This window comes from Paenibacillus allorhizosphaerae (genome assembly GCF_042659105.1).
Lineage (GTDB): Bacteria > Bacillota > Bacilli > Paenibacillales > NBRC-103111 > Paenibacillus_G > Paenibacillus_G allorhizosphaerae.
This window is the reverse complement of record NZ_JBHSRV010000001.1, coordinates 1,854,685-1,873,244: the sequence shown is the minus strand read 5'-3', so window position 1 is coordinate 1,873,244 and position 18,560 is coordinate 1,854,685. Positions and strand designations below refer to the sequence as shown.

At 54.1% G+C, this 18,560-nt stretch carries 16 protein-coding genes; 14 read left to right on the top strand and 2 right to left on the bottom strand.

Annotation, left to right across the window (positions count from 1 at the left end; genetic code table 11):
• Positions 1-4 precede the first annotated feature (4 nt).
• Entirely contained in the window at positions 5-766 is a 762-nt protein-coding gene (locus ACFQI7_RS08225) for a sucrase ferredoxin (RefSeq protein WP_329958229.1), read from the top strand.
• Between the two features lie 40 nt (positions 767-806).
• The gene (locus tag ACFQI7_RS08220) at positions 807-1,010 is read left to right on the top strand and encodes a hypothetical protein (RefSeq protein ID WP_218098800.1); all 204 of its coding nucleotides are present in this window, start codon (positions 807-809) and stop codon (positions 1,008-1,010) included.
• Here the strand turns inward: ACFQI7_RS08220 and ACFQI7_RS08215 are convergent.
• The gene (locus tag ACFQI7_RS08215) at positions 988-1,908 is read right to left on the bottom strand and encodes an iron-hydroxamate ABC transporter substrate-binding protein (RefSeq protein ID WP_218098799.1); all 921 of its coding nucleotides are present in this window, start codon (positions 1,906-1,908) and stop codon (positions 988-990) included. The two genes, ACFQI7_RS08220 and ACFQI7_RS08215, sit on opposite strands and share 23 nt — an antisense overlap.
• Positions 1,909-2,113: 205 nt before the next feature.
• On the opposite strand from ACFQI7_RS08215, the gene ACFQI7_RS08210 reads away from it, so the two are divergent.
• From ACFQI7_RS08210 to ACFQI7_RS08155, 12 genes are all read left to right on the top strand, one after another.
• A complete protein-coding gene (locus tag ACFQI7_RS08210; RefSeq protein WP_218098798.1) occupies positions 2,114-3,163 on the top strand; it encodes an NAD(P)/FAD-dependent oxidoreductase in 1,050 nt (349 codons plus the stop codon).
• 46 nt (positions 3,164-3,209) lie between these two features.
• The gene (locus ACFQI7_RS08205) at positions 3,210-4,145 is read left to right on the top strand and encodes an ABC transporter substrate-binding protein (protein ID WP_230414900.1); all 936 of its coding nucleotides are present in this window, start codon (positions 3,210-3,212) and stop codon (positions 4,143-4,145) included.
• A 262-nt stretch (positions 4,146-4,407) separates the two neighbouring features.
• Positions 4,408-5,304: a MurR/RpiR family transcriptional regulator gene (locus ACFQI7_RS08200; RefSeq protein WP_218098797.1), complete on the top strand. Its 897-nt coding sequence runs from the start codon at positions 4,408-4,410 to the stop codon at positions 5,302-5,304.
• A 42-nt stretch (positions 5,305-5,346) separates the two neighbouring features.
• Positions 5,347-6,180 carry a transporter substrate-binding domain-containing protein gene (locus tag ACFQI7_RS08195; protein ID WP_218098796.1) on the top strand — a complete coding sequence of 278 codons (834 nt, stop codon included), beginning with the start codon at positions 5,347-5,349 and terminating at the stop codon, positions 6,178-6,180.
• Positions 6,181-6,225: 45 nt separating this feature from the next.
• Positions 6,226-6,906 (top strand): amino acid ABC transporter permease, encoded by a 681-nt coding sequence (locus ACFQI7_RS08190; RefSeq protein WP_230414898.1) that lies wholly within the window; start codon positions 6,226-6,228, stop codon positions 6,904-6,906.
• A complete protein-coding gene (locus tag ACFQI7_RS08185; protein ID WP_218098795.1) occupies positions 6,903-7,676 on the top strand; it encodes an amino acid ABC transporter ATP-binding protein in 774 nt (257 codons plus the stop codon). The genes ACFQI7_RS08190 and ACFQI7_RS08185 overlap by 4 nt, the downstream gene beginning before the upstream one ends.
• Before the next feature lie 137 nt (positions 7,677-7,813).
• Positions 7,814-8,950, top strand: a complete 1,137-nt coding sequence (gene solA / locus ACFQI7_RS08180) for an N-methyl-L-tryptophan oxidase (RefSeq protein ID WP_218098794.1) — start codon at positions 7,814-7,816, stop codon at positions 8,948-8,950.
• 46 nt (positions 8,951-8,996) lie between these two features.
• On the top strand, positions 8,997-10,250 hold the full coding sequence (locus ACFQI7_RS08175) for a Zn-dependent hydrolase (protein ID WP_218098793.1): 1,254 nt from the start codon (positions 8,997-8,999) through the stop codon (positions 10,248-10,250).
• A 56-nt stretch (positions 10,251-10,306) separates the two neighbouring features.
• Positions 10,307-11,626 carry an amidohydrolase family protein gene (locus ACFQI7_RS08170; protein WP_218098792.1) on the top strand — a complete coding sequence of 440 codons (1,320 nt, stop codon included), beginning with the start codon at positions 10,307-10,309 and terminating at the stop codon, positions 11,624-11,626.
• A 4-nt stretch (positions 11,627-11,630) separates the two neighbouring features.
• Entirely contained in the window at positions 11,631-12,578 is a 948-nt protein-coding gene (speB, locus tag ACFQI7_RS08165) for an agmatinase (RefSeq protein ID WP_218098791.1), read from the top strand.
• Between the two features lie 283 nt (positions 12,579-12,861).
• Positions 12,862-13,491, top strand: a complete 630-nt coding sequence (locus ACFQI7_RS08160; RefSeq protein ID WP_218098790.1) for a HutD/Ves family protein — start codon at positions 12,862-12,864, stop codon at positions 13,489-13,491.
• 392 nt (positions 13,492-13,883) lie between these two features.
• Positions 13,884-17,891 carry a rhamnogalacturonan lyase family protein gene (locus ACFQI7_RS08155; RefSeq protein ID WP_329958228.1) on the top strand — a complete coding sequence of 1,336 codons (4,008 nt, stop codon included), beginning with the start codon at positions 13,884-13,886 and terminating at the stop codon, positions 17,889-17,891.
• Positions 17,892-18,015: 124 nt separating this feature from the next.
• Here the strand turns inward: ACFQI7_RS08155 and ACFQI7_RS08150 are convergent, their stop codons facing one another.
• A complete protein-coding gene (locus ACFQI7_RS08150) occupies positions 18,016-18,546 on the bottom strand; it encodes a TlpA family protein disulfide reductase (protein ID WP_218098788.1) in 531 nt (176 codons plus the stop codon).
• Positions 18,547-18,560: the final 14 nt, after the last annotated feature.

Here is an 18,560-nt window from a genome sequence, read left to right as displayed (position 1 = left end):
GGGAATCGGCCGTTTCACCCGACCGTACCGGGAGCTTAGCCTGACATGCAAGGGCAAGCTCCTTTTTGCCGTTATTCATCCATTTCGACAGGTGCACAGGGAGGAACTGAACGCACTTACGGGAGCTTTGCTGCAAGAAGACGGGGATCTATCCCCGTTCGAAGCTTGTCTTGTCACGGATCGGGAGTCCAGGGATTTGTTCGTTTGCACCCACGGCAGCCATGATGTGTGCTGCGGTAAATTCGGGTATTTCATCTATAAGGAGATCGACGACCGCTACGCGCTTCATTCCGGGGGCAGCTTGCGCGTATGGCGCACGAGCCATTTCGGCGGACACCGTCATGCGCCTACGATGATCGATTTTCCCGAGTGCCGCTATTGGGCGCAAATCACCCCCGGTCTTCTGGATGCGCTGCTTCTCCGCAAAGGCGGCTTCGAGCATATTGCCCGGAACTATCGCGGTTGGGGCCGCATCGGGACGTTCGAGCAGGTGGCGGAGCGGGAAATATTCCTTCGTGAAGGCTGGGACTGGATTAAGTACAAGAAACAAGCCGTGCTGCGGAGAAAAGACGATACATCGGCCGTCGTGCGGCTGAGCTTTTGGCGGAGCGAAGACGGTGCGGAGTGCGAAACTTACGAGGTTGAAGTCTGCATATCGGGTAAGGTCGAGACCGGCGGCTGCGGCCATGGCTGGGGCGAAGCGAGGCAGTTTACGGTATCGAACGTCGCGAAAGTGAGCGCGAGCGATACGGAAACGACCGTCTGAACGGTGCGCGCGCTATCTTGAGCAGAGCAGAAGCTGCCCAATGCCCATAAGAAAACTCGCTTTCGGCTGCTTTCCCCGGTATGCTGTCATGAAGCTGCATGCGAAAAGACGCTTTCATCCCCGCTTGGATAGCGGTTATGTAGGCGTCTTTGAACATCATCATGTGGGGCTGCCGATTGCCGGCACCGCCTATGGGAGCGGGCGGCCGCATGACGCTTGTATTATCGGCCGAGAAAACTTTTGATAAAGAAATCTAACTGATAATCAAGCGTCAGCGGATCGTTGAAATAAAACTCTTTGGCGTTGACTTCGAAGACGCGGTTGTTTTTGACGGCCGGGATGCCTTTGTACAGCTCCGTTTGCTGGAATGCGTTGTCAGCATCTTTATTTTTGCTGAATATGACGTAATCGCCGGCGAACGCCGGAAGCACTTCCAGCGACAGCGCGTAGTAACCGGGTTTCAGCGCCGTCTCTTTCACTTTATCCGGCATGCTCAATTTCATTTCCCGGTAAAGAATTTCGGTCCCCCGTCCCCAATTATCGCCGAATACATAGATTTGCTTATCAGAGCTTTCAAAGACGGAGACGGTGGCGTTCTCGCCGATTTTTGCTTTGATGTCTTTTCCGGCTTGCTGCGCGCGCTTTTTGAAATCGTCGATCCAGGCTTGCGCTTCTTTCTCTTTATTGACGAGCTTGCCGATCTCCAGCTGCTGGGTCAAGTAATCCACGCTGCCGTACGTATATGTCACGGTGGGAGCGATCAAGTTTAATTTATCGGCGTTTTTTATCGTGGACATACCGATGATCAAGTCCGGCTCCAGGGCGGCGATTTTCTCCAAGCTTTCGTCCGATACTTCCTGTACGGAGCTTAGCGTTTTTTCAAAACGCGGATTCATCTTCGACCATGTATCGACGCCGACGAGATTGATGCCGAGCGCCATCAGATTGCCTGCGAACGATAGGGCGACGACACGTTTCGGATGAGCGGGTACTTGGATCGGTCCATGTTCCGATGGATACGTAATGGTGTCCGGTCCGCTCTGCTGCACCGGAGCTGAAGTGCCCGGCTGTCGCGCCGGACTTGCGCAAGCGCTGGGCAGAAAGATAAGAGCAACGGCAATAGAAAGCAGCATTTTATTCATTCGTTTTACCTCTGAAAAGTGGAATGTTGATACATAAACCTAAGATGGGGCAACTACAATATGATAATGATAATCATTCTCGATATCATTTAAGATAATGCGGATTTTTTCCGTTGTCAATCGATTGTTGTAAAAATAATGAAAAGAAGGTATAGTTACTAATAATGATAATCATTATCAATTAGGAGTGAAGGAGAAAACCGAGATGAACCAAGAGTTATTCGACGTCACGATCATTGGAGGAGGCCCGGCCGGGCTGTATTCCGCCTTCTATAGCGGGCTTAGGGAAATGAAAACGAAGCTGATCGAGTTCCAGCCCCGGTTAGGCGGAAAAGTGCATGTCTACCCGGAAAAAATGATTTGGGACGTTGGCGGGCTGACCTTGACGTCAGGCGCGAAGCTTATCGAACAGCTCGTGCAGCAAGGGCTGACGTTTAACCCGGATGTCGCGCTGAATGAAAAAATACAATCGATCTCACGCAGTAAAGAAGGATACTTTGTATTGCGCGCCGCCTCCGGTCGCGAGCATTGGTCCAGAACCGTCATCGTTGCCGTCGGCGGCGGAATCCTGAACCCGCAAAAGCTGGAGATCGAAGGCGCGGAACGATTCGAAGTGACGAATTTGAACTATATCGTCAAGTCGCTCAAACGGTTCAAACAAAAGACGGTCGTCATTTCCGGCGGAGGCAATTCCGCTATCGACTGGGCCAATGAACTGGAACCGATCGCCAAACAAGTATATTTGACGTATCGCAAAGACGCTCTGACGGGTCATGAAGCGCAAGTCCGGCAGCTCATGAACAGCTCGGTCGTTTGCCATTTTAATACGTCGATTACGAAATTGATCGCCGGCGCCGATCATGAAACGATCGAACGGGTGCAGCTCACCAATCATGAAACCGGGGAGATTACATATGTTGAGATCGATGAAGTTATTATTAATCACGGTTACGAACGCGATGCGGCGCTGCTGAACAACAGCGATCTGAATATTGAAATTGCCGACAACTATTATATAGCGGGCAATGCGTGCAGCGAATCCTCGATCCCCGGCCTGTACGCCGCCGGAGATATTTTGCGTCATGACGGGAAGCTGAACCTGATTGCCGGAGCGTTCCAGGATGCGGCTAACGCCGTGAATAAAGCAAAGCAACACATCGAACCGGATGCTAACAAAATCGGAATGGTTTCTTCGCATAACGAAATTTTCAAGCAGCGGAACCGCGAAATTGTGAAGCAGCTGATGGAGCTGTAGCTGACCGGCTTCATACGATTATGCCCACCCGGAGGATTGGATTTCCATGATGGATATGTATAAAAAAACGGTGTCCCGTTGTTTTTGTTTTATTGCCGTGTGCGTCATTATTATGCTGTCGGCCTGCGGGAATAAGCAAAGCTCGCCCGTCGGGCAAACGGTGAAAGACAGCATGGGACATGAAGTGAAGTTGCCGGTGAATCCTCAGCGCGTTATCGCCTCCTATTTGGAGGACCCGCTGCTCGTTCTCGGTATCAAGCCGGTGGCGCAATGGTCCGTCAAGGAAGGCAACGTGCAGGACTATTTGCGCAGCGAGCTGGAGGGTGTGCCCGCGATCCCTTCTACGCTGCCACCGGAAGTTGTATTAAGCTTTAATCCCGATTTGCTCATTATCGGGCAGGAATCGGCTGTGGAGAAAGGACTTTACGAGCAATATTCGAAGATCGCGCCGACCTATGTGCTCGGCAGCGAGACGATCAACGACTATCGGAAAACGCTGAATAAAATGGCGGAGCTGCTGAACAAAACGGACGTCGCTGGTAAAGCTTTGCAGCAATACGATCAGAAGGCGGCCGAAACGAAGGAAAGGCTGAAGCCATCCATCGGCGACAAAAAGGTTGCGATACTTTGGCTCAGCAAAAAGAACTTCTACGTGGTAAACGGAAAAGTGGCGAGCGGGGCTGTCGTCTATGGCGATCTCGGTCTGAAGCCGCCGAATATTCTCTCCGTGCTGCCGGAGGCGAAAGCGAACTGGACGCCGATCTCGCTCGAGAAGCTTGCGGAGCTGGATGCCGACTATATTTTCCTTGTGAATAGCGATAAAGGGCAAGCCGGCAACCTGGAAGATCCGTTATGGCGCAACATACCGGCCGTACGAGCCGGTCATGTATATGAGATGGATTCAAAAAGCAGCTGGCTGTACAACGGCGTCATTGCCGGACAAAAAGTAATGGACGACATTGTAAAATCTATATCCGGCTAGCAACACACGTCATAAAGAATGACAAGTACCCATCCAATAACGGATAGGGTGCTTTTTTTGCGTTTGCGACACTGGATAAAAAAGGTCGATAAAACATTTTTATTTAAATAAATGTAATATAATATAACATTAAAAATCGAAACGCCTATTAAAATTGTGGATTTATCGAAAATTAATGTTAGATTACTAGACATATTACTGACGTATACTGTATAATCATATTCATTAACTGGTTGAATGAATTATTTTATACGGGGTGGTGATGAATTTTTTGATACAGACGCCTACATTGTCCGCAGAACAGCTCAAAGAAATGCTTAACAATGTCATACTTTCTGACGCGTGTACGCCGAATAACCGTAAAATTGCCGAGTACATTCTTGTGCACTACAAATCGATCGCTTTCATGACGGCATCGGAAATCGCCGAGCAGGTAGGTGTCAGCCAGCCGGCGGTGACCCGGTTTGTAACGAACAGTCTCGGATTTCAAGGCTTCTCGCATTTTTTGAAAGTCGTTCAGGACATTATCCGCAATGAAGTGACGGGGGTGGAGCGGTACCATATTTCCGGCAAGACGAAATCGAACATCGAGTTATTGATCGGTCAGGAAATCGACAACCTCAATAAATTGATGGAGTACACGTCGGAGGAAAAATTGATTCGCGCGGCCGAACGGATCGCAAGCCACAAAACGATTTTTATTATCGGCTTTCGCACGGGCGCCCCGCTCGCAAGCTATTTCTCCTTTTTTCTAAGAAAAATCCATCCCGATATCCGCGTCTGTACAAGCGGCGGCAGTGAAGCTTACGACATGCTTCATCACCTGGATCGCGAAACGACGCTGGTGCTGCCCTTTATATTTCCGCGGTATCCGCGCGAGATGATCGAGGTCATTCAGTACATGAAGCAGGAGAAGTTTCAATATTTGTCGGTCACGGACAGCTATACGCTGCAGGTGGAAGGGATATGCGATTGCGAGATTGTGACGCCGATCGTCATTACCGCTTTTACCACGCTGTTCGACTCGTATACGTCCAGCTTCTGCATTTTGAATATTTTGCTCGATATGATCGGTCGGGTCCAGCTCGACCAGACAAGGGATATGCTCGGCAGCATTGAGGAAATGTATCAGAAAAATCGCGTGTTTTACCGAAAATAGCCATCCGCTAGAACCAGTCATTTAATCCAGGGAGGAATTCATATGAAACGCAGGATGAAACAATCGTTTGTGATGGTAGCCGTTACGATGCTGTTCCTTTTGACGGCGGCATGTGGAAGTAAAGCTGATACAAGCGGCTCCACAGGTCAAACGAACCCGTCGAATGCAGGCGCCAGCGCAAGCAAGGATGACGTGCTGCAAAAAATCGCCGGCTCCAAAACGCTCGCCGTCGGCTTGGACGCCACCTTCAAACCGTTCGAGTATAAAAGCGGAGACAAGTTCGATGGATTCGACGTGGATCTCATTCAAACGGTAGCCAAAGAGCTTGGAGCCGATAAGGTGGACTTTGTCGACACGGAATTCAAAGGTCTCGTTCCCGGGCTGCAGGCGAAGAAATTCGATATTATCGCCTCCGCGATGTATATTACGGACGAACGCAAGCAAACGATCGATTTCTCGGACACGTACTTTCCCGGCGGATTGTCCATCATGGTGAAAAAAGACAACGAATCGATCAAAGGGCTGCAGGACTTGAAAGGCAAGAAAGTTTCCGTGCAGATCGGCACGAAGTCGGTCAAGTTTTTGGAGGATAACGTCAAGGATGTTCAGCTCGTGAAAGTCGAGAAAAATACCGAGATGTTTCTGGAACTGGAGACGGGGAAAGTCGATGCGGTCGTAACGGGATTGCCGGCGGCGAAAACGTACACGAAAGAAAAAGGAACGACGAAAGTGCTGCCGGACACGTTGACGGAAGAGTATTACGGCTACGGCATCCGTAAAGAAAACGCAGAGTTCAAAAATGCAGTCAACGCGGCTTTGAAAAAAGTGAAGGACAGCGGACAATACGATCAAATCGTGAAAAAATGGTTTGAATAAAGGAGCGGACGACGATCCGGCTGCGGTAAAACGAGAGGGGGGAGCATGATGCAGCACTTTGATTTTTCCGTACTTGGACATTGGGACAACATTCGCCTTTTATTAAAGTCTTTGTGGCTGACCGTCGTTTATACATTGGCCGGATTTGCCGTCAGCCTCATGCTCGGAACAATCGTTTCGTTCGGGCAGATGGCGAAGCTGAAAGTCATCCGGTTGATTTCCTTGGCGTACCTTTCCTGGTTCCGCGGAACGCCGCTGCTCGTACAATTGTTTCTATTATATTACGGTCTTCCGATCGTGTTCGGCATCGATACGGTACCCTGGGTGTCGGGGGTCATTGCGCTCGGCATGTACAGCGGCGCTTACGCTTCGCAAATTATAAGGGGTGCCATTCAATCCATCGACAAAGGCCAGATGGAGGCCGGAAGAACGCTTGGCTTCTCACACCTGCAAACGATGTACAAAATCGTCATTCCGCAAGCGGTCATCCGCATGCTCGCGCCGATGACCAACGAACTCATTTCCTTGACGAAAAACTCATCCTTATTATCGACGATTACCGTCGTCGAGCTGTTCCGGCAGGCGAATCTCATGATCGCCGATACGTACAAAACGATGGAGTTTCTAATCGCGATCGCTATTTTGTACTATTTGGTAAATAATCTCATTGGCGTCATCGGTCTTGCCCTCGAAAAACGATTAAGCACAGGAGATGATTTACGATGATACGGATCACCGGACTCAATAAATCGTTTCGCGACAATCACGTACTGCGCGGCGTGGATCTGCAGGTCAACCGCGGAGAAGTGGTCGTTATTCTGGGGCCTTCCGGCTCTGGGAAAAGCACGCTGCTGCGCTGCATCAACTACCTCGAAACGTTCGACCAAGGGGAAATCCGAATCGACAATGAGCCGATCGGGCGCCAGGTCGTCGGCGGCAAAGTCCGCGAGATGCCGCAAAAAGAACTGAACCGGATGCGCCGGGAAGTCGGCATGGTGTTCCAGTCGTTCAATTTGTTCCCGCACAAATCGGTCATTCAAAATATTACGATGGCGCCGGTTTCGCTGCTAGGTTTATCGCGGGAGGAGGCGGACCGGCTGGCGCTCGATTTGCTTCGCAAGGTCGGCTTGGAGGAAAAGGCGTATGAACGGCCGTCCAGCTTGTCGGGCGGGCAAAAGCAGCGTGTCGCCATTGCACGGGCGCTGGCGATGAAACCGAAAGTGCTGCTGTTCGACGAACCTACATCGGCGCTGGATCCGATGACCGTCGGCGAGGTGCTGCAAGTGATGAGAACTTTGGCGCAGGAGGGCATGACGATGGTCGTCGTAACCCATGAGATGGGATTCGCCCGCGAAGTTGCCGATAAGGTCGTGGTGATGAACGGCGGCGTCATTATCGAAGAAGACCGCCCGGAGAACATCTTCACGAACCCGTCGCACCCGCAAACCCGGCTGTTCTTAAGGCAAGTATTGGAGCAGCAGGCGCATGTCCTGTAACTGCAGCGGTTCGGCAGCCGCATGGTGGCGACTTGCGGCCGCACGTCTGGAATGCGCGCGTAATATGATTTTATCCACACACGTGACAACTGACATGCTTTGCGCATGTAACAGTTGCACACCGGGAGGCACGCAGCATGTCAGCTCATTATGAAGTGATCGTACTTGGCGCCGGCGCCATGGGGATGGCAGCCGGTTATTACTTGGCGAAGCAAGGGGTGAACACGCTGCTGATCGATGCGTTTGATCCGCCGCATGGATACGGCAGCCATCACGGCGATACGAGAATCATTCGCCACGCTTACGGCGAAGGCCGGCAATACGTTCCCCTTGCCCTGCGGGCACAAGAACTGTGGGAAGCGCTCGAACGGGAGAGCGGCCAGAAGTTGTTCCGCCGAACGGGAGTTCTCGGCGTTGGGAGCAAGCAGTCGAAATTCATCAAAGAAGCGATCGCCAGCGCGAACAAATATCATTTGCCCTTGGAAGTGCTGTCAGCGGATGAAATCATGCAGCGGTGGCCGGGTATCCGCATACCGGAGCATTTCTTCGGCAGCTTCGAGACGAGCTCGGGCGTGCTGTTCAGCGAAGAATGCATCCGTGCGTACCGCAGGCTGGCCATCGAGGCGGGAGTGGTTGTGCGTTTCGACACGCCGGCGGACCGCGTCGAGCTTCATACGAGCGGCGCGTCCGTGTATACGGCGGAAGGCGTCTTTCACGCCGACCGGCTGATCGTCACAAGCGGCGCCTGGATCGGCAAGCTGCTGGCATCGTTGAAGTTGCCGTTGCAGCCCGTACGCAAAACCGTCGCCTGGTTTCAGTCGGAGGAAACGCTGTACGGTGAAGGCCGGTTTCCCGCGTTCATCTTCGATCTGGAAAAAGAACGGTATTACGGCTTCCCCAGCTTCGACGGCTGCGGGGTCAAGCTCGGGCGCAACGATGCCGGTGAGTGGACCGACCCGGATCAGGTCGACCGCGAATTCGGAGCATACCCCGAGGACGAAGGCGATGTGCGGCGGTTTTTGGAAACTCATATGCCGCAAGCGGCCGGGACGCTCAAACAGGGGAAAGTTTGTCTGTTCACGTTAACGCCGGATGAACATTTTGTGATCGACCGGCATCCTGAGTATGCGCACGTCGCCATTGCCGGCGGCTTTTCCGGTCACGGCTTTAAATTCGCAAGCGTGGTAGGCGAAATCATAAGCCAACTTGCGATAGGCGGCGAAACCGGATTTGACCTTTCCGGATTTTCGATTGCGAGGCCGGCCATCCGGTAAGTAACAGTGGACTAATATTTATTTGTTCAGGAAGGAGCGGCATCCTATGGAATTACTGCACATTGATCCCGAAAGGTTACAGCGACGGCTCGAGGAGCTTGGAACATTCGGTCGCAACGAAAGGGGCGGACTGGACCGTACGACGTTTACGCCGGCAGAGCTGGCGGCTAGAGGTTGGCTCAAGCAAAAGCTCGGCGATCTGGGGTTGGATGTACGCGTCGACCCGGCCGCCAATATATGGGCAAGACGGGAAGGGAGCGATTCGTCGCTGCCGGTCATCGCCTTCGGCTCCCATATCGACACCGTTCCGAACGGGGGGATGTACGACGGAGCGCTCGGCGTGCTGATCGCACTGGAGGTGATGCAGGTGCTCGAAGAGCGACGAATAAGGACGCGCCATCCGCTGGAGCTCGTTTCGTTCAGCGCGGAAGAGCCGAACCCGTTCGGACTGTCGACATTCGGCAGCCGGGCGGTCACGGGCAAGCTGAAGCGGGAGCATCTCGCGGGCGTCACCGACGACCAAGGGAGGCCGATCGACGAGGCGCTGCGCAGCGCCGGAGGGGACCCGGAGCGATTCGAGGAGTCCCGGCGCGATCCGCAGCAGCTGGCTGCGTTTCTGGAAGTTCACATCGAGCAGGGCAAGCGCTTGTTGAAACGCGATATCCCGGTAGGCATCGTCACGGCCATTACGGGCATTTACAGGGAAGAAGTGACCGTTCACGGTCAAGCCAATCATGCAGGAACGACGCTGATGAACGACCGGAACGATGCGCTTATGGCCGCTTCGGAGATCATGCTCGCGTTCGAAGCTGTTTGCCGCAGCCATCCCGCCGATGAAGTGGTGGGCACGGTCGGCAAAATCGTCAATTACCCGAATGCGGCCAACATCATCCCTGAGAAGGCGGTATTTACGATGGAGATCCGGGGAAAGACGCGCGAGGAAATCCAGGAAGTTTTGGATAGCTGGCAGCAGCGGCTGACTGCGATTGAGCGCAGTCGAAACTGCAAAGCGGAGCGCCGGCTTCTGCTCGATCAAGCGCCGGCAGCAATGGATCGGGAAGTGATCGACATTTGCCGGGAGAAAGCGCGTGACCTGGGGTTTGAAACGCTCGACCTGGGTAGCATGGCCGGGCATGATGCGACGCACATGGCGGCGCTGTCGCGGTCGGGCATGCTGTTTGTGCCGAGCCTTGACGGCAAAAGCCATTGTCCGGAGGAAGAAAGCCGGTTGGCGGATATCGAGAAAGTGGCCAACGTGTTGTTGCACGCCATTATAGCGCTCGACCAAGCGCTGGAATAACACAATAATAGGGACGTTCCGCACGCATACTGACTACGAGCTTCGGGAGGTTAATTATGGAACGAATATTTGCAGCGGATTATGTATATACGAAGGACGCATTTGTACCGAAACAGGCGGTTGTCGTCAAGCATGACAAAATCATAGACATCGGCTCCCAAGAGGAGATCGCGGTGCGCTATCCCGGCGTAGAAACCGTTCGATGGGACGGCAAAGCGATTGTCCCGGGAACGGTGAATTCGCATAACCACTCGTTTCAAAGCTTGCTGCGCGGCATCGCCATCGACAAGCCGTTTCTGGAATGGCGCGATCAGGCGCTGTACCGCTATACCCCGCTTCTGGACGAAGAAGCGATCTATACCGGAGCGCTGCTGGCTTTCGGCGAGATGCTCCGCTACGGAGTGACGACCGTCAGCGACTTCTTCTATGTGCATAACGGCGGGACGGCGCATAACGAAGCGGTGATCCGCGCAGCGAACGACCTCGGCATCCGGCTCGTATTCGCCAGCACGATGTACGATTGGGAAGGCGCTCCGATGGCGTACAGGGAGACAGTCGACGAAGCGGTTGCCCGGACGCGTAAGCTGGCGGTCAAATACCAGGGCAATCCGATGGTGACGGTACACCCAGCGCCGCACAGTCCTCATGCCGCCTCGCCTGAGATGATCAAGGCGGGACACCGCTTGGCGCAGGAGCTCGACACCCCGTTCCACATTCACGTCGCGGAAGAAATGTTCGAGGTCGAGGAGACGCTGCGCGACTACGGGCTGCGCCCGGTGCATTATTTGGACTCGCTCGGCGTGCTCGACGAGCGGATGATCGCGATTCATCTCGTGTGGCTGGACGATTCGGAGATCGAACTGCTCGGGAAACGGGGCTGCTCGCTCGCTTATTGTCCGTCCAGCAACATGATTCTCGCCGACGGCATTACGCGTATCCCGGATTTGCTGCAATCCGGCGTCAACATTACGCTTGGCTCGGATGGAGCGTGCAGCAATAACCGGATCAGCGTATTCGAAGAAATGCGCATGTGTTCGCTGCTGCAGAAGGTGGCGCGTCTGGACGGCACATGCGTTACGGCCAAGCAAGTGTTTGACATGGGCACGAAGCGGGCGGGAGACATTTTGCGGCTGCCTGTCGGGACGATTGCAATCGGGATGCATGCCGATTTCGTCGCTCTGGATATCAACGATTTGTCGCTTGCTCCTAAAAACGAGCTGTTCGCGAATATGGTGTATTCCATGCAGCCGAATGCGATCTCGCATGTCGTCGTAGCAGGCAAGGTCATTGTCGAGAACGGACGGGTCACAACGGTTCGGGAACAACGAATCGTCGATCGGGTAGACCGGTTGTTCGCCAAATGGGCGGAGGTGTAAGGTCGTGAGCAAAGTAAACTCGCCGATTACCGGCATTTGTTCGTTTGCCAAGTATCCGATCTGCACCGACCTGAACGAGCTGCAAGCCGACATGGCGATCTTGGGTGTTCCTTACGATTTGGGGGTAGGATTTTTGAGCGGAACGCGGCTGGGACCGCGGCGCGTGCGGGAAGCATCGACCCAATACGGCCGTGGCGATGCGGGTTTCTATGATCCGGAGCGGGATGAAGTGTATCTTGCCGCTCCCTGGAAAATCATTGATGTCGGCGACGCGGACATTATTAATGGCGATATTCAGGGGTCTTTCGACAACATCGAGTGGGCCGTCCGCAAAATGATCGAACAAGGCGCAACGCCGGTCGTCATTGGCGGCGACCATTCGATCTCGATCCCGGCGGCGCGCGCCTTGGACACGCTCGGACCGGTGACGGTGGTTCAGTTCGATGCGCATCTGGACTGGTCGGATGCCCCGGGCGGCCAGCGATACGGCAACGGCAGTCCGATGCGCCGCATGTCGGAGATGGACCATATTCAGGGCATGGCGCAAATCGGCATCAGGGGGCTAGGCAGCAGCCGTAAAGTCGATTTCGACGATGCGAGGGAATACGGAAGCGTCATCGTGACCGCTTCGCAAGCCCGGGAGCTCGGCGTGGACGGGGTGATGGAACGAATCCCCGCGTCGGAGCGGTATTATGTCACTATCGATATCGATGCGCTGGACATTTCCGTTGCTCCGGGGACCGGTTCGCCGATGCCGGGCGGATTATCGTTCACGGAACTGAACGCATACCTTGAAGCGTTGACCCGCAAAGGAGAAATTGTCGGTTTCGATTTCGTCGAAGTGGCGCCTCAGTACGATCCGGCAGGAGTGACGGTCAGAGTTGCCGCCATGACCATTCTCAGTTTCATGGGCCATATTTTAAAACGAAGGGAACAGAAGCGTGACGTCTAGTTGTCTAGTTGCACAACATGAATCTTATCCCAATAATTTAAGGCCATTCCCCTCCGAATAATAAGGCCAGCGCTACTGCACGGCAACAGACGGTCTTTTGCGTAGCCAATAGTTGGATTAGCCCAAGTTATCGTTAGTCAAACTATTTTCGAACGGAAAGGCCGTTCTGTGCATCTCATGCAGGAAACGATCGGTCGCTTCCGGTTTGGCTCGTTAACTTCCGCGAGCCATACTGAACGTGTGGGAAATTATTCGAAAGGCGTTGATGCGTATCACTTACTCAATGCGAATGTATAGAAAAGCGGACCACGTAACCCGTTCCTGGTCGGGAGGAACCACAACCGAAATTGCCATTTCTCCTGCCAATGCGGGGTATGCGAAACGCAATTTTGCGTGGAGGATCAGCACGGCAACGGTTGAAGCGGAAACTTCCCTGTTCACGCCGCTGCCGGGTGTGCGGAGAATAACTATGGTCATGGACGGAGCAATGACACTTGAACACGTAGGACGGTATCAGGTACATTTAACGCCTTTCGAACAGGACAGCTACAGCGGAGAATGGACGACAAGAAGTATAGGAAAAGCTCGCAATTTCAACTTGATGATGACCGAAGGCTGCGAAGGAGCGCTTCAGGCTGTCCGCATCGATGCCGAGACTTCGCTCCCGTTGCATTTCGGCAATGAACGCTTTCGCCAATCAGCGGAAGCTTTGTATTGTGTAGACGGGGAGATCACCGTAACCGTTAACGGCGACGAGTCTTATGACTTGGCGAGAGACGATATGATGCTGTGCACCGGAGTGAATGAATATGGTCTCCTGCGTTTGAGGGTGTGCGGCAAAAATAATCGTACGGTGCATATCATTAAGGCAAGCATATATGCATGTGGAATGCATAGCATTGGAACGGCGTAACCAGTCTGGTCGGCGAGCCGATAAACGTACTGCGGTTGCAGGTACCGGGTTTGTAAAACCTCTCATCGATTCGTACGATATCATAATCCGAACAACAGGCAGCAACTGCAGCTCGAATTTGCAATTGGTGCCGAAGGAATGGGATTCGCAGTCAGGTTGTTTCAAATATTGACAATCGATTCATATATTAAGATTGATATGCCCGGCGTAAATACTTACTCTTAAGTAAGATGCTGCGCAAATGACGAAGAGACCATCGCTGATATAGGTTTCAGATTCCCTTACGTTTCATTTGTCCGGCAGCATGGAGTTCGTATGAGAGGGGGCTATTCATTCCCCAAAATGTAAACGCTTACTTTTTTTAAGGAGATTGTGCGGGAGGGATTGGATTGATCAAAAGATGGAAAGCGCACTTATCCGCTTTTCTCAGCGCGGCGATCGTCGTATCGTCCGTCTGCGGATTTGGACTTATGAGCGCGGATCGGGCGGAGGCAGCCGTACCCCAAAATGTAAAGTTCGATTTCGGCTCGGAGTCAAGCCCGGTGGCGGCAGGCTACAGCAAAGTGTCCAATACGACGCTTTATACGGCTTCCAGAGGCTACGGGCTGGATAAAACGGTTGATTTTCGCGACCGCGGCGGGGGTGACCCGCTCCTTGGGGATTTTGTCATTAGCAGCAGCTTTTCCTTTATGGTCGACCTTCCGAACGGGGATTATTCCGTCAAGGTGACCGCGGGCGACTTGATTGCCTCCAATAAAACGGACGTGAAGATCGAAGGCGTATCGTACGGCACGCTGAGCTCGAGCACGGGCAATTTCAGTTCTCTAACAAAAACGATTCGTCTCATCGACGGACAAATGACGTTTCAATTTTCCAATAACGGCCGGGTAAATGCCATTGAGATTGCGCCGGCGAACGCCCCGACGGGACTGACGGTGACGGCTATGACCTATTTGCCGGCCGCTTCGGTCAGCTTGGTCTGGGATGCAGTGTACGGCGCCGCCGGATATAACCTATACCGGACCGGAGACAATGACAACGACTTCGCGAAAATCGGAAGCGTGGCCGGCACTTCATACATAGATGCAGGAGTAGCTTTGGCAGGTACATATCAATACAAAATAACGCAGCTGACCGCCGAGCAGCTCGAATCGGTAGCCAGTGCGCCGATTACGGTATCGGTTAAAGACGCGTCCGTTCCGGTTCCGGCAGCGCCGACCGGGCTTTCGCTCAAAGGCATCTCGAAGGAGCAGCTTACGATTGGTTGGGAACCGGTTCCGGGTGCCAGCCTCTACTACATTTATCGCGCCAAGTCTCTGGACGGCCCTTATGTCAAAGCGGGCAGCTCGGCGGGCAATGAATACACGGATACGCAAGTATTTACGACCGTTCCTTATTTTTATAAGGTGGCGGCAGTCGGTCCCGGCGGATTGTCCGCTCCGTCCGATGTGTTGAACGTGCCGGCCGCAACGGTATTGTATCGGCAAGCGGAAACGCTGGATCGCAGTCCGGTCGCGGTGAAAGTGGACGGAGGCGTGTATATCGGCTGGCGGTTATTCGGTACCGATCCGGCGAATATCGCGTTCCAATTGTACCGGGACGGAAAGCTCATCAGCAGCGCGCCTATTACTGCGGTGACCAACTACCTGGACGCGGAAGGCACAGCCGATTCGTTATATGAAGTGCGGGCTGTGACGGGAGGCGCAGAAGAGCCGGGAACGAAACCGTTCGGCGTATGGAATCAAAATTATTTGGACGTTCCGCTGCAAAAGCCGCAGGAAGGCGTTGCGCAGGATGGAACGGCGTATACGTATTCCGCCAACGATACGAGTATCGGAGATCTGGACGGGGACGGGAAGTACGAACTGATTGTGAAGTGGGACCCGTCCAACTCGCGCGATAACTCCCAAAGCGGCTATACCGGCAACGTCTATTTGGACGCTTACAAACTGGACGGCTCGCTGCTCTGGCGCATCGATCTTGGACGAAACATACGCGCCGGCGCGCATTACACGCAATTTATGGTCTTTGATCTGGACGGTGACGGCAAAGCGGAGGTCATGTTCAAAACGGCCGACGGCACCATCGACGGAAGCGGCGTCGCGATCGGAGACCCAAGCAAAGATTACCGCAATAGCAGCGGCTATATTTTATCCGGCCCCGAATATTTGACCGTATTCGAAGGAGCGACGGGCAAGGCGCTAGCTACGACGAACTACGATCCGCCCCGCGGCAAAGTCGCAGACTGGGGCGATACTTATGGTAACCGCGTGGACCGGTTCCTTGCCGGCGTCGCTTACTTGGACGGCGAACGGCCGAGCGTCATTTTCGCCCGCGGTTATTATACGCGCACCGTACTGGCCGCTTACAACTGGCGCAACGGACAGCTAAGCCAGCTATGGAAATTCGACAGCGACAATCCGGGATATGGCGAGTATACCGGGCAGGGGAATCATCAGTTATCCATCGCGGATGTGGACGGCGACGGCAAGGATGAAATCATCTACGGGGCCATGGCGCTGGACGATGACGGAACGCCGCTGTTCAATACGCGTTTTGGTCATGGGGATGCGCTGCACGTAGGCGACCTGGACCCGAGCCGGCCCGGTCTGGAAGTGTTCAAAGTCGACGAGCATACCGATTCTCCCTACGGAGCCGTTGTGTTCGACGCGCAGAGCGGCAAGGCTTTATGGGGCCTGAGCACCGGCCAGGATACCGGACGCGGAATGTCCGCCGATATCGATCCGCGTTACAAGGGCGAGGAAGTATGGGCCTCCAACGGCGTCGGTCTGAATAGCGTGAGAGGGGAAAAAATCGGCAGCTCCACGCCTTCGATCAACTTCGGCATTTGGTGGGACGGCGATTTGCTCCGCGAGCTGCTGGATCACACGTATAACAGCAGCATCGCTGCAGGCGTCGGCAAAATCGACAAATGGGATTACATCAATAATAAGCCGGTTAGAATATTGACGGCTACCGGCACCTATTCGAACAACACGACGAAAGGCACGCCGAACCTGCAAGCGGATTTATTCGGGGACTGGCGGGAAGAAGCCGTATGGCGGACGGAGGACAGCAGCGCTCTTCGCATCTATACGACGACGGATAAGACGGACCACCGTCTGTATACGCTGATGGATGATTCGCAGTACCGCCTTGCAGTCGCATGGCAAAACGTCGGCTACAACCAGCCGCCGCATCCAAGCTTTTTCCTTGGCGACGGGATGGACGCTCCGCAGCTACCTAAGCTCAAGCGGATCCCGATTCCAATGACCGCGATCGATCTTTCCGGAACCGCAACGGAGGTTGCGGCTGGCAGCGATCTCGCGGTATCCGCGGTCGTTGCGCCGGCGGCTGCCACAAACAAGTCGCTTCGCTGGTCGGTCACCGCGGAAGACGGCTCGGCGACGGACCTGGCCGTCGTCGACGCCCGAGGTGTTTTGCACGCCAAGACTCCGGGCAAAGTAAAGGTTACGGCGGCCGCCATGGACGGCTCCGGCGTTTCCGGCGGCGCGATGGTGACGATTAAGCCGGTGCTTGTTACGGCCATTGACGTAAAGGGAACCGCTCAAGCGGAATGGCTGCCTGTAGGCGGGACGCTGCAGATGAACGCCGACATAGCGCCTTCAAGTGCATCCGACCGATCGGTCGCCTGGTCGGTTAGTCCGGCCGATGATACGTCAACGGTCGCCGCTATCATCGACGCAAACGGCGTGCTGCGCGGGTTGGCGGAAGGGGCCGTCAAGGTGATTGCCGCGGCTCGCGACGGATCAGGGGTCACCGGCAGCATCGTCATGCAAGTCGTCGCCTCGAAGGTAAACGGCGGGACGATCGACCGCTACGTCATCCCGGACGGGCAAGGCCGGGTTACCGCGGACATCAAGCTGTCCGATTTGGAGCAAGCTGCGGCAGGGTCGGGAACCCATGCGATTGAGATCAACGTTCATTCCGCTCCAGCCGCCGTTTCGGTACAGGCGAATATTCCGGCCTCGTTCGTATTTGACGCCGAGAAACGAGCTGCTTCCCGGATCGGTATTCGGACGGAGATCGCGCAGATTGCGATCGATCCCGACTTGTTCAAGCGGCAAAATATCGATCACGGCGCAGCGAGCGTGCAGGTGAAGATCGCGCTGGCTAATATTTCACTGCTGAGCCACCGCGAAAAGCAGGAAATACAAGGTCATCCGGTGTATGAATTTGGCCTGAGCTTCGATGGCCGGGAAGTGAGCGGCTTCGGCAACGATGTACGGGTGACCGTTCCATACGTGCTGAAGGACGGGGAGGACCCGAAAAAGATTGTCATTTATGTGCTGGATGACAATGGCAAGGTTCGTGCATTGAAGAACGGAGTATATGACGCCGCGACGGGGACGGTTGCTTTTCAACCGGGCAATTTTTAAAGTAGGAAACACGGCGCCAGCAATGAATTCGTAATAATAAAAGCCTGACGGGGTACGCTGCGCAAGCACTCCGTCAGGCTGTTTGTTTTCTCTGCATTTTTCTCGAATGGATGATTACCATAACTCAATCGCTTATCAGTTTCTTTATCTTTTGCTCCAATTGCTCGCGTTCCATTACGTACAGCACGTCGACGACTTTGCCGCTTTTATCGATCAGAAAGCTTGTGGGGATGGCCCGCACCTGGTATGAGCCGGTCGCGTCTCCTTTCGGGTCGAGCAGGATCGGAAAGCGGAAGTCGAACTCTTTGACGGTCTCCCTCACATCCGCGATCGTGTCCTGGTGGGTAGCGTTCACGGCGTAAAGGTCGAGCCGGTCTTTATATTGATCGTACAGCGCTTTTAGATCCGGCGCTTCCTGCCGGCAAGGTCCGCACCACGAAGCCCAGAAGTTCAAGAGCAGCGGTTTGTCCCGGCTCCCGCCCACGCGATACGGCTGTCCTTCAAGCGAGGCCAGCTCGAAGGATGGCGCAAGATAGCCGGCTTGGGGCGCGGTATCCGCCGACTTCGCTGCGTCTTTGGACTGAAACATATTCAAATATACGGTCGCTCCGGCGAATAACAAAATGATCATGGCAATAATCCGGTTACGCATCATACCCGTTCCCCCGC

What these genes read in the sequence shown, in the direction of transcription:
- ACFQI7_RS08220 (WP_218098800.1), top strand. Translation starts at nt 807, where the DNA reads ATGCCCATAAGAAAACTCGCTTTCGGCTGCTTTCCCCGGTATGCTGTC.
- ACFQI7_RS08215 (WP_218098799.1), bottom strand. Translation starts at nt 1,908, where the DNA reads ATGAATAAAATGCTGCTTTCTATTGCCGTTGCTCTTATCTTTCTGCCC.
- ACFQI7_RS08210 (WP_218098798.1), top strand. Translation starts at nt 2,114, where the DNA reads ATGAACCAAGAGTTATTCGACGTCACGATCATTGGAGGAGGCCCGGCC.
- ACFQI7_RS08205 (WP_230414900.1), top strand. Translation starts at nt 3,210, where the DNA reads ATGATGGATATGTATAAAAAAACGGTGTCCCGTTGTTTTTGTTTTATT.
- ACFQI7_RS08200 (WP_218098797.1), top strand. Translation starts at nt 4,408, where the DNA reads ATGAATTTTTTGATACAGACGCCTACATTGTCCGCAGAACAGCTCAAA.
- ACFQI7_RS08195 (WP_218098796.1), top strand. Translation starts at nt 5,347, where the DNA reads ATGAAACGCAGGATGAAACAATCGTTTGTGATGGTAGCCGTTACGATG.
- ACFQI7_RS08190 (WP_230414898.1), top strand. Translation starts at nt 6,226, where the DNA reads ATGATGCAGCACTTTGATTTTTCCGTACTTGGACATTGGGACAACATT.
- ACFQI7_RS08185 (WP_218098795.1), top strand. Translation starts at nt 6,903, where the DNA reads ATGATACGGATCACCGGACTCAATAAATCGTTTCGCGACAATCACGTA.
- solA (WP_218098794.1), top strand. Translation starts at nt 7,814, where the DNA reads ATGTCAGCTCATTATGAAGTGATCGTACTTGGCGCCGGCGCCATGGGG.
- ACFQI7_RS08175 (WP_218098793.1), top strand. Translation starts at nt 8,997, where the DNA reads ATGGAATTACTGCACATTGATCCCGAAAGGTTACAGCGACGGCTCGAG.
- ACFQI7_RS08170 (WP_218098792.1), top strand. Translation starts at nt 10,307, where the DNA reads ATGGAACGAATATTTGCAGCGGATTATGTATATACGAAGGACGCATTT.
- ACFQI7_RS08160 (WP_218098790.1), top strand. Translation starts at nt 12,862, where the DNA reads ATGCGAATGTATAGAAAAGCGGACCACGTAACCCGTTCCTGGTCGGGA.
- ACFQI7_RS08150 (WP_218098788.1), bottom strand. Translation starts at nt 18,546, where the DNA reads ATGATGCGTAACCGGATTATTGCCATGATCATTTTGTTATTCGCCGGA.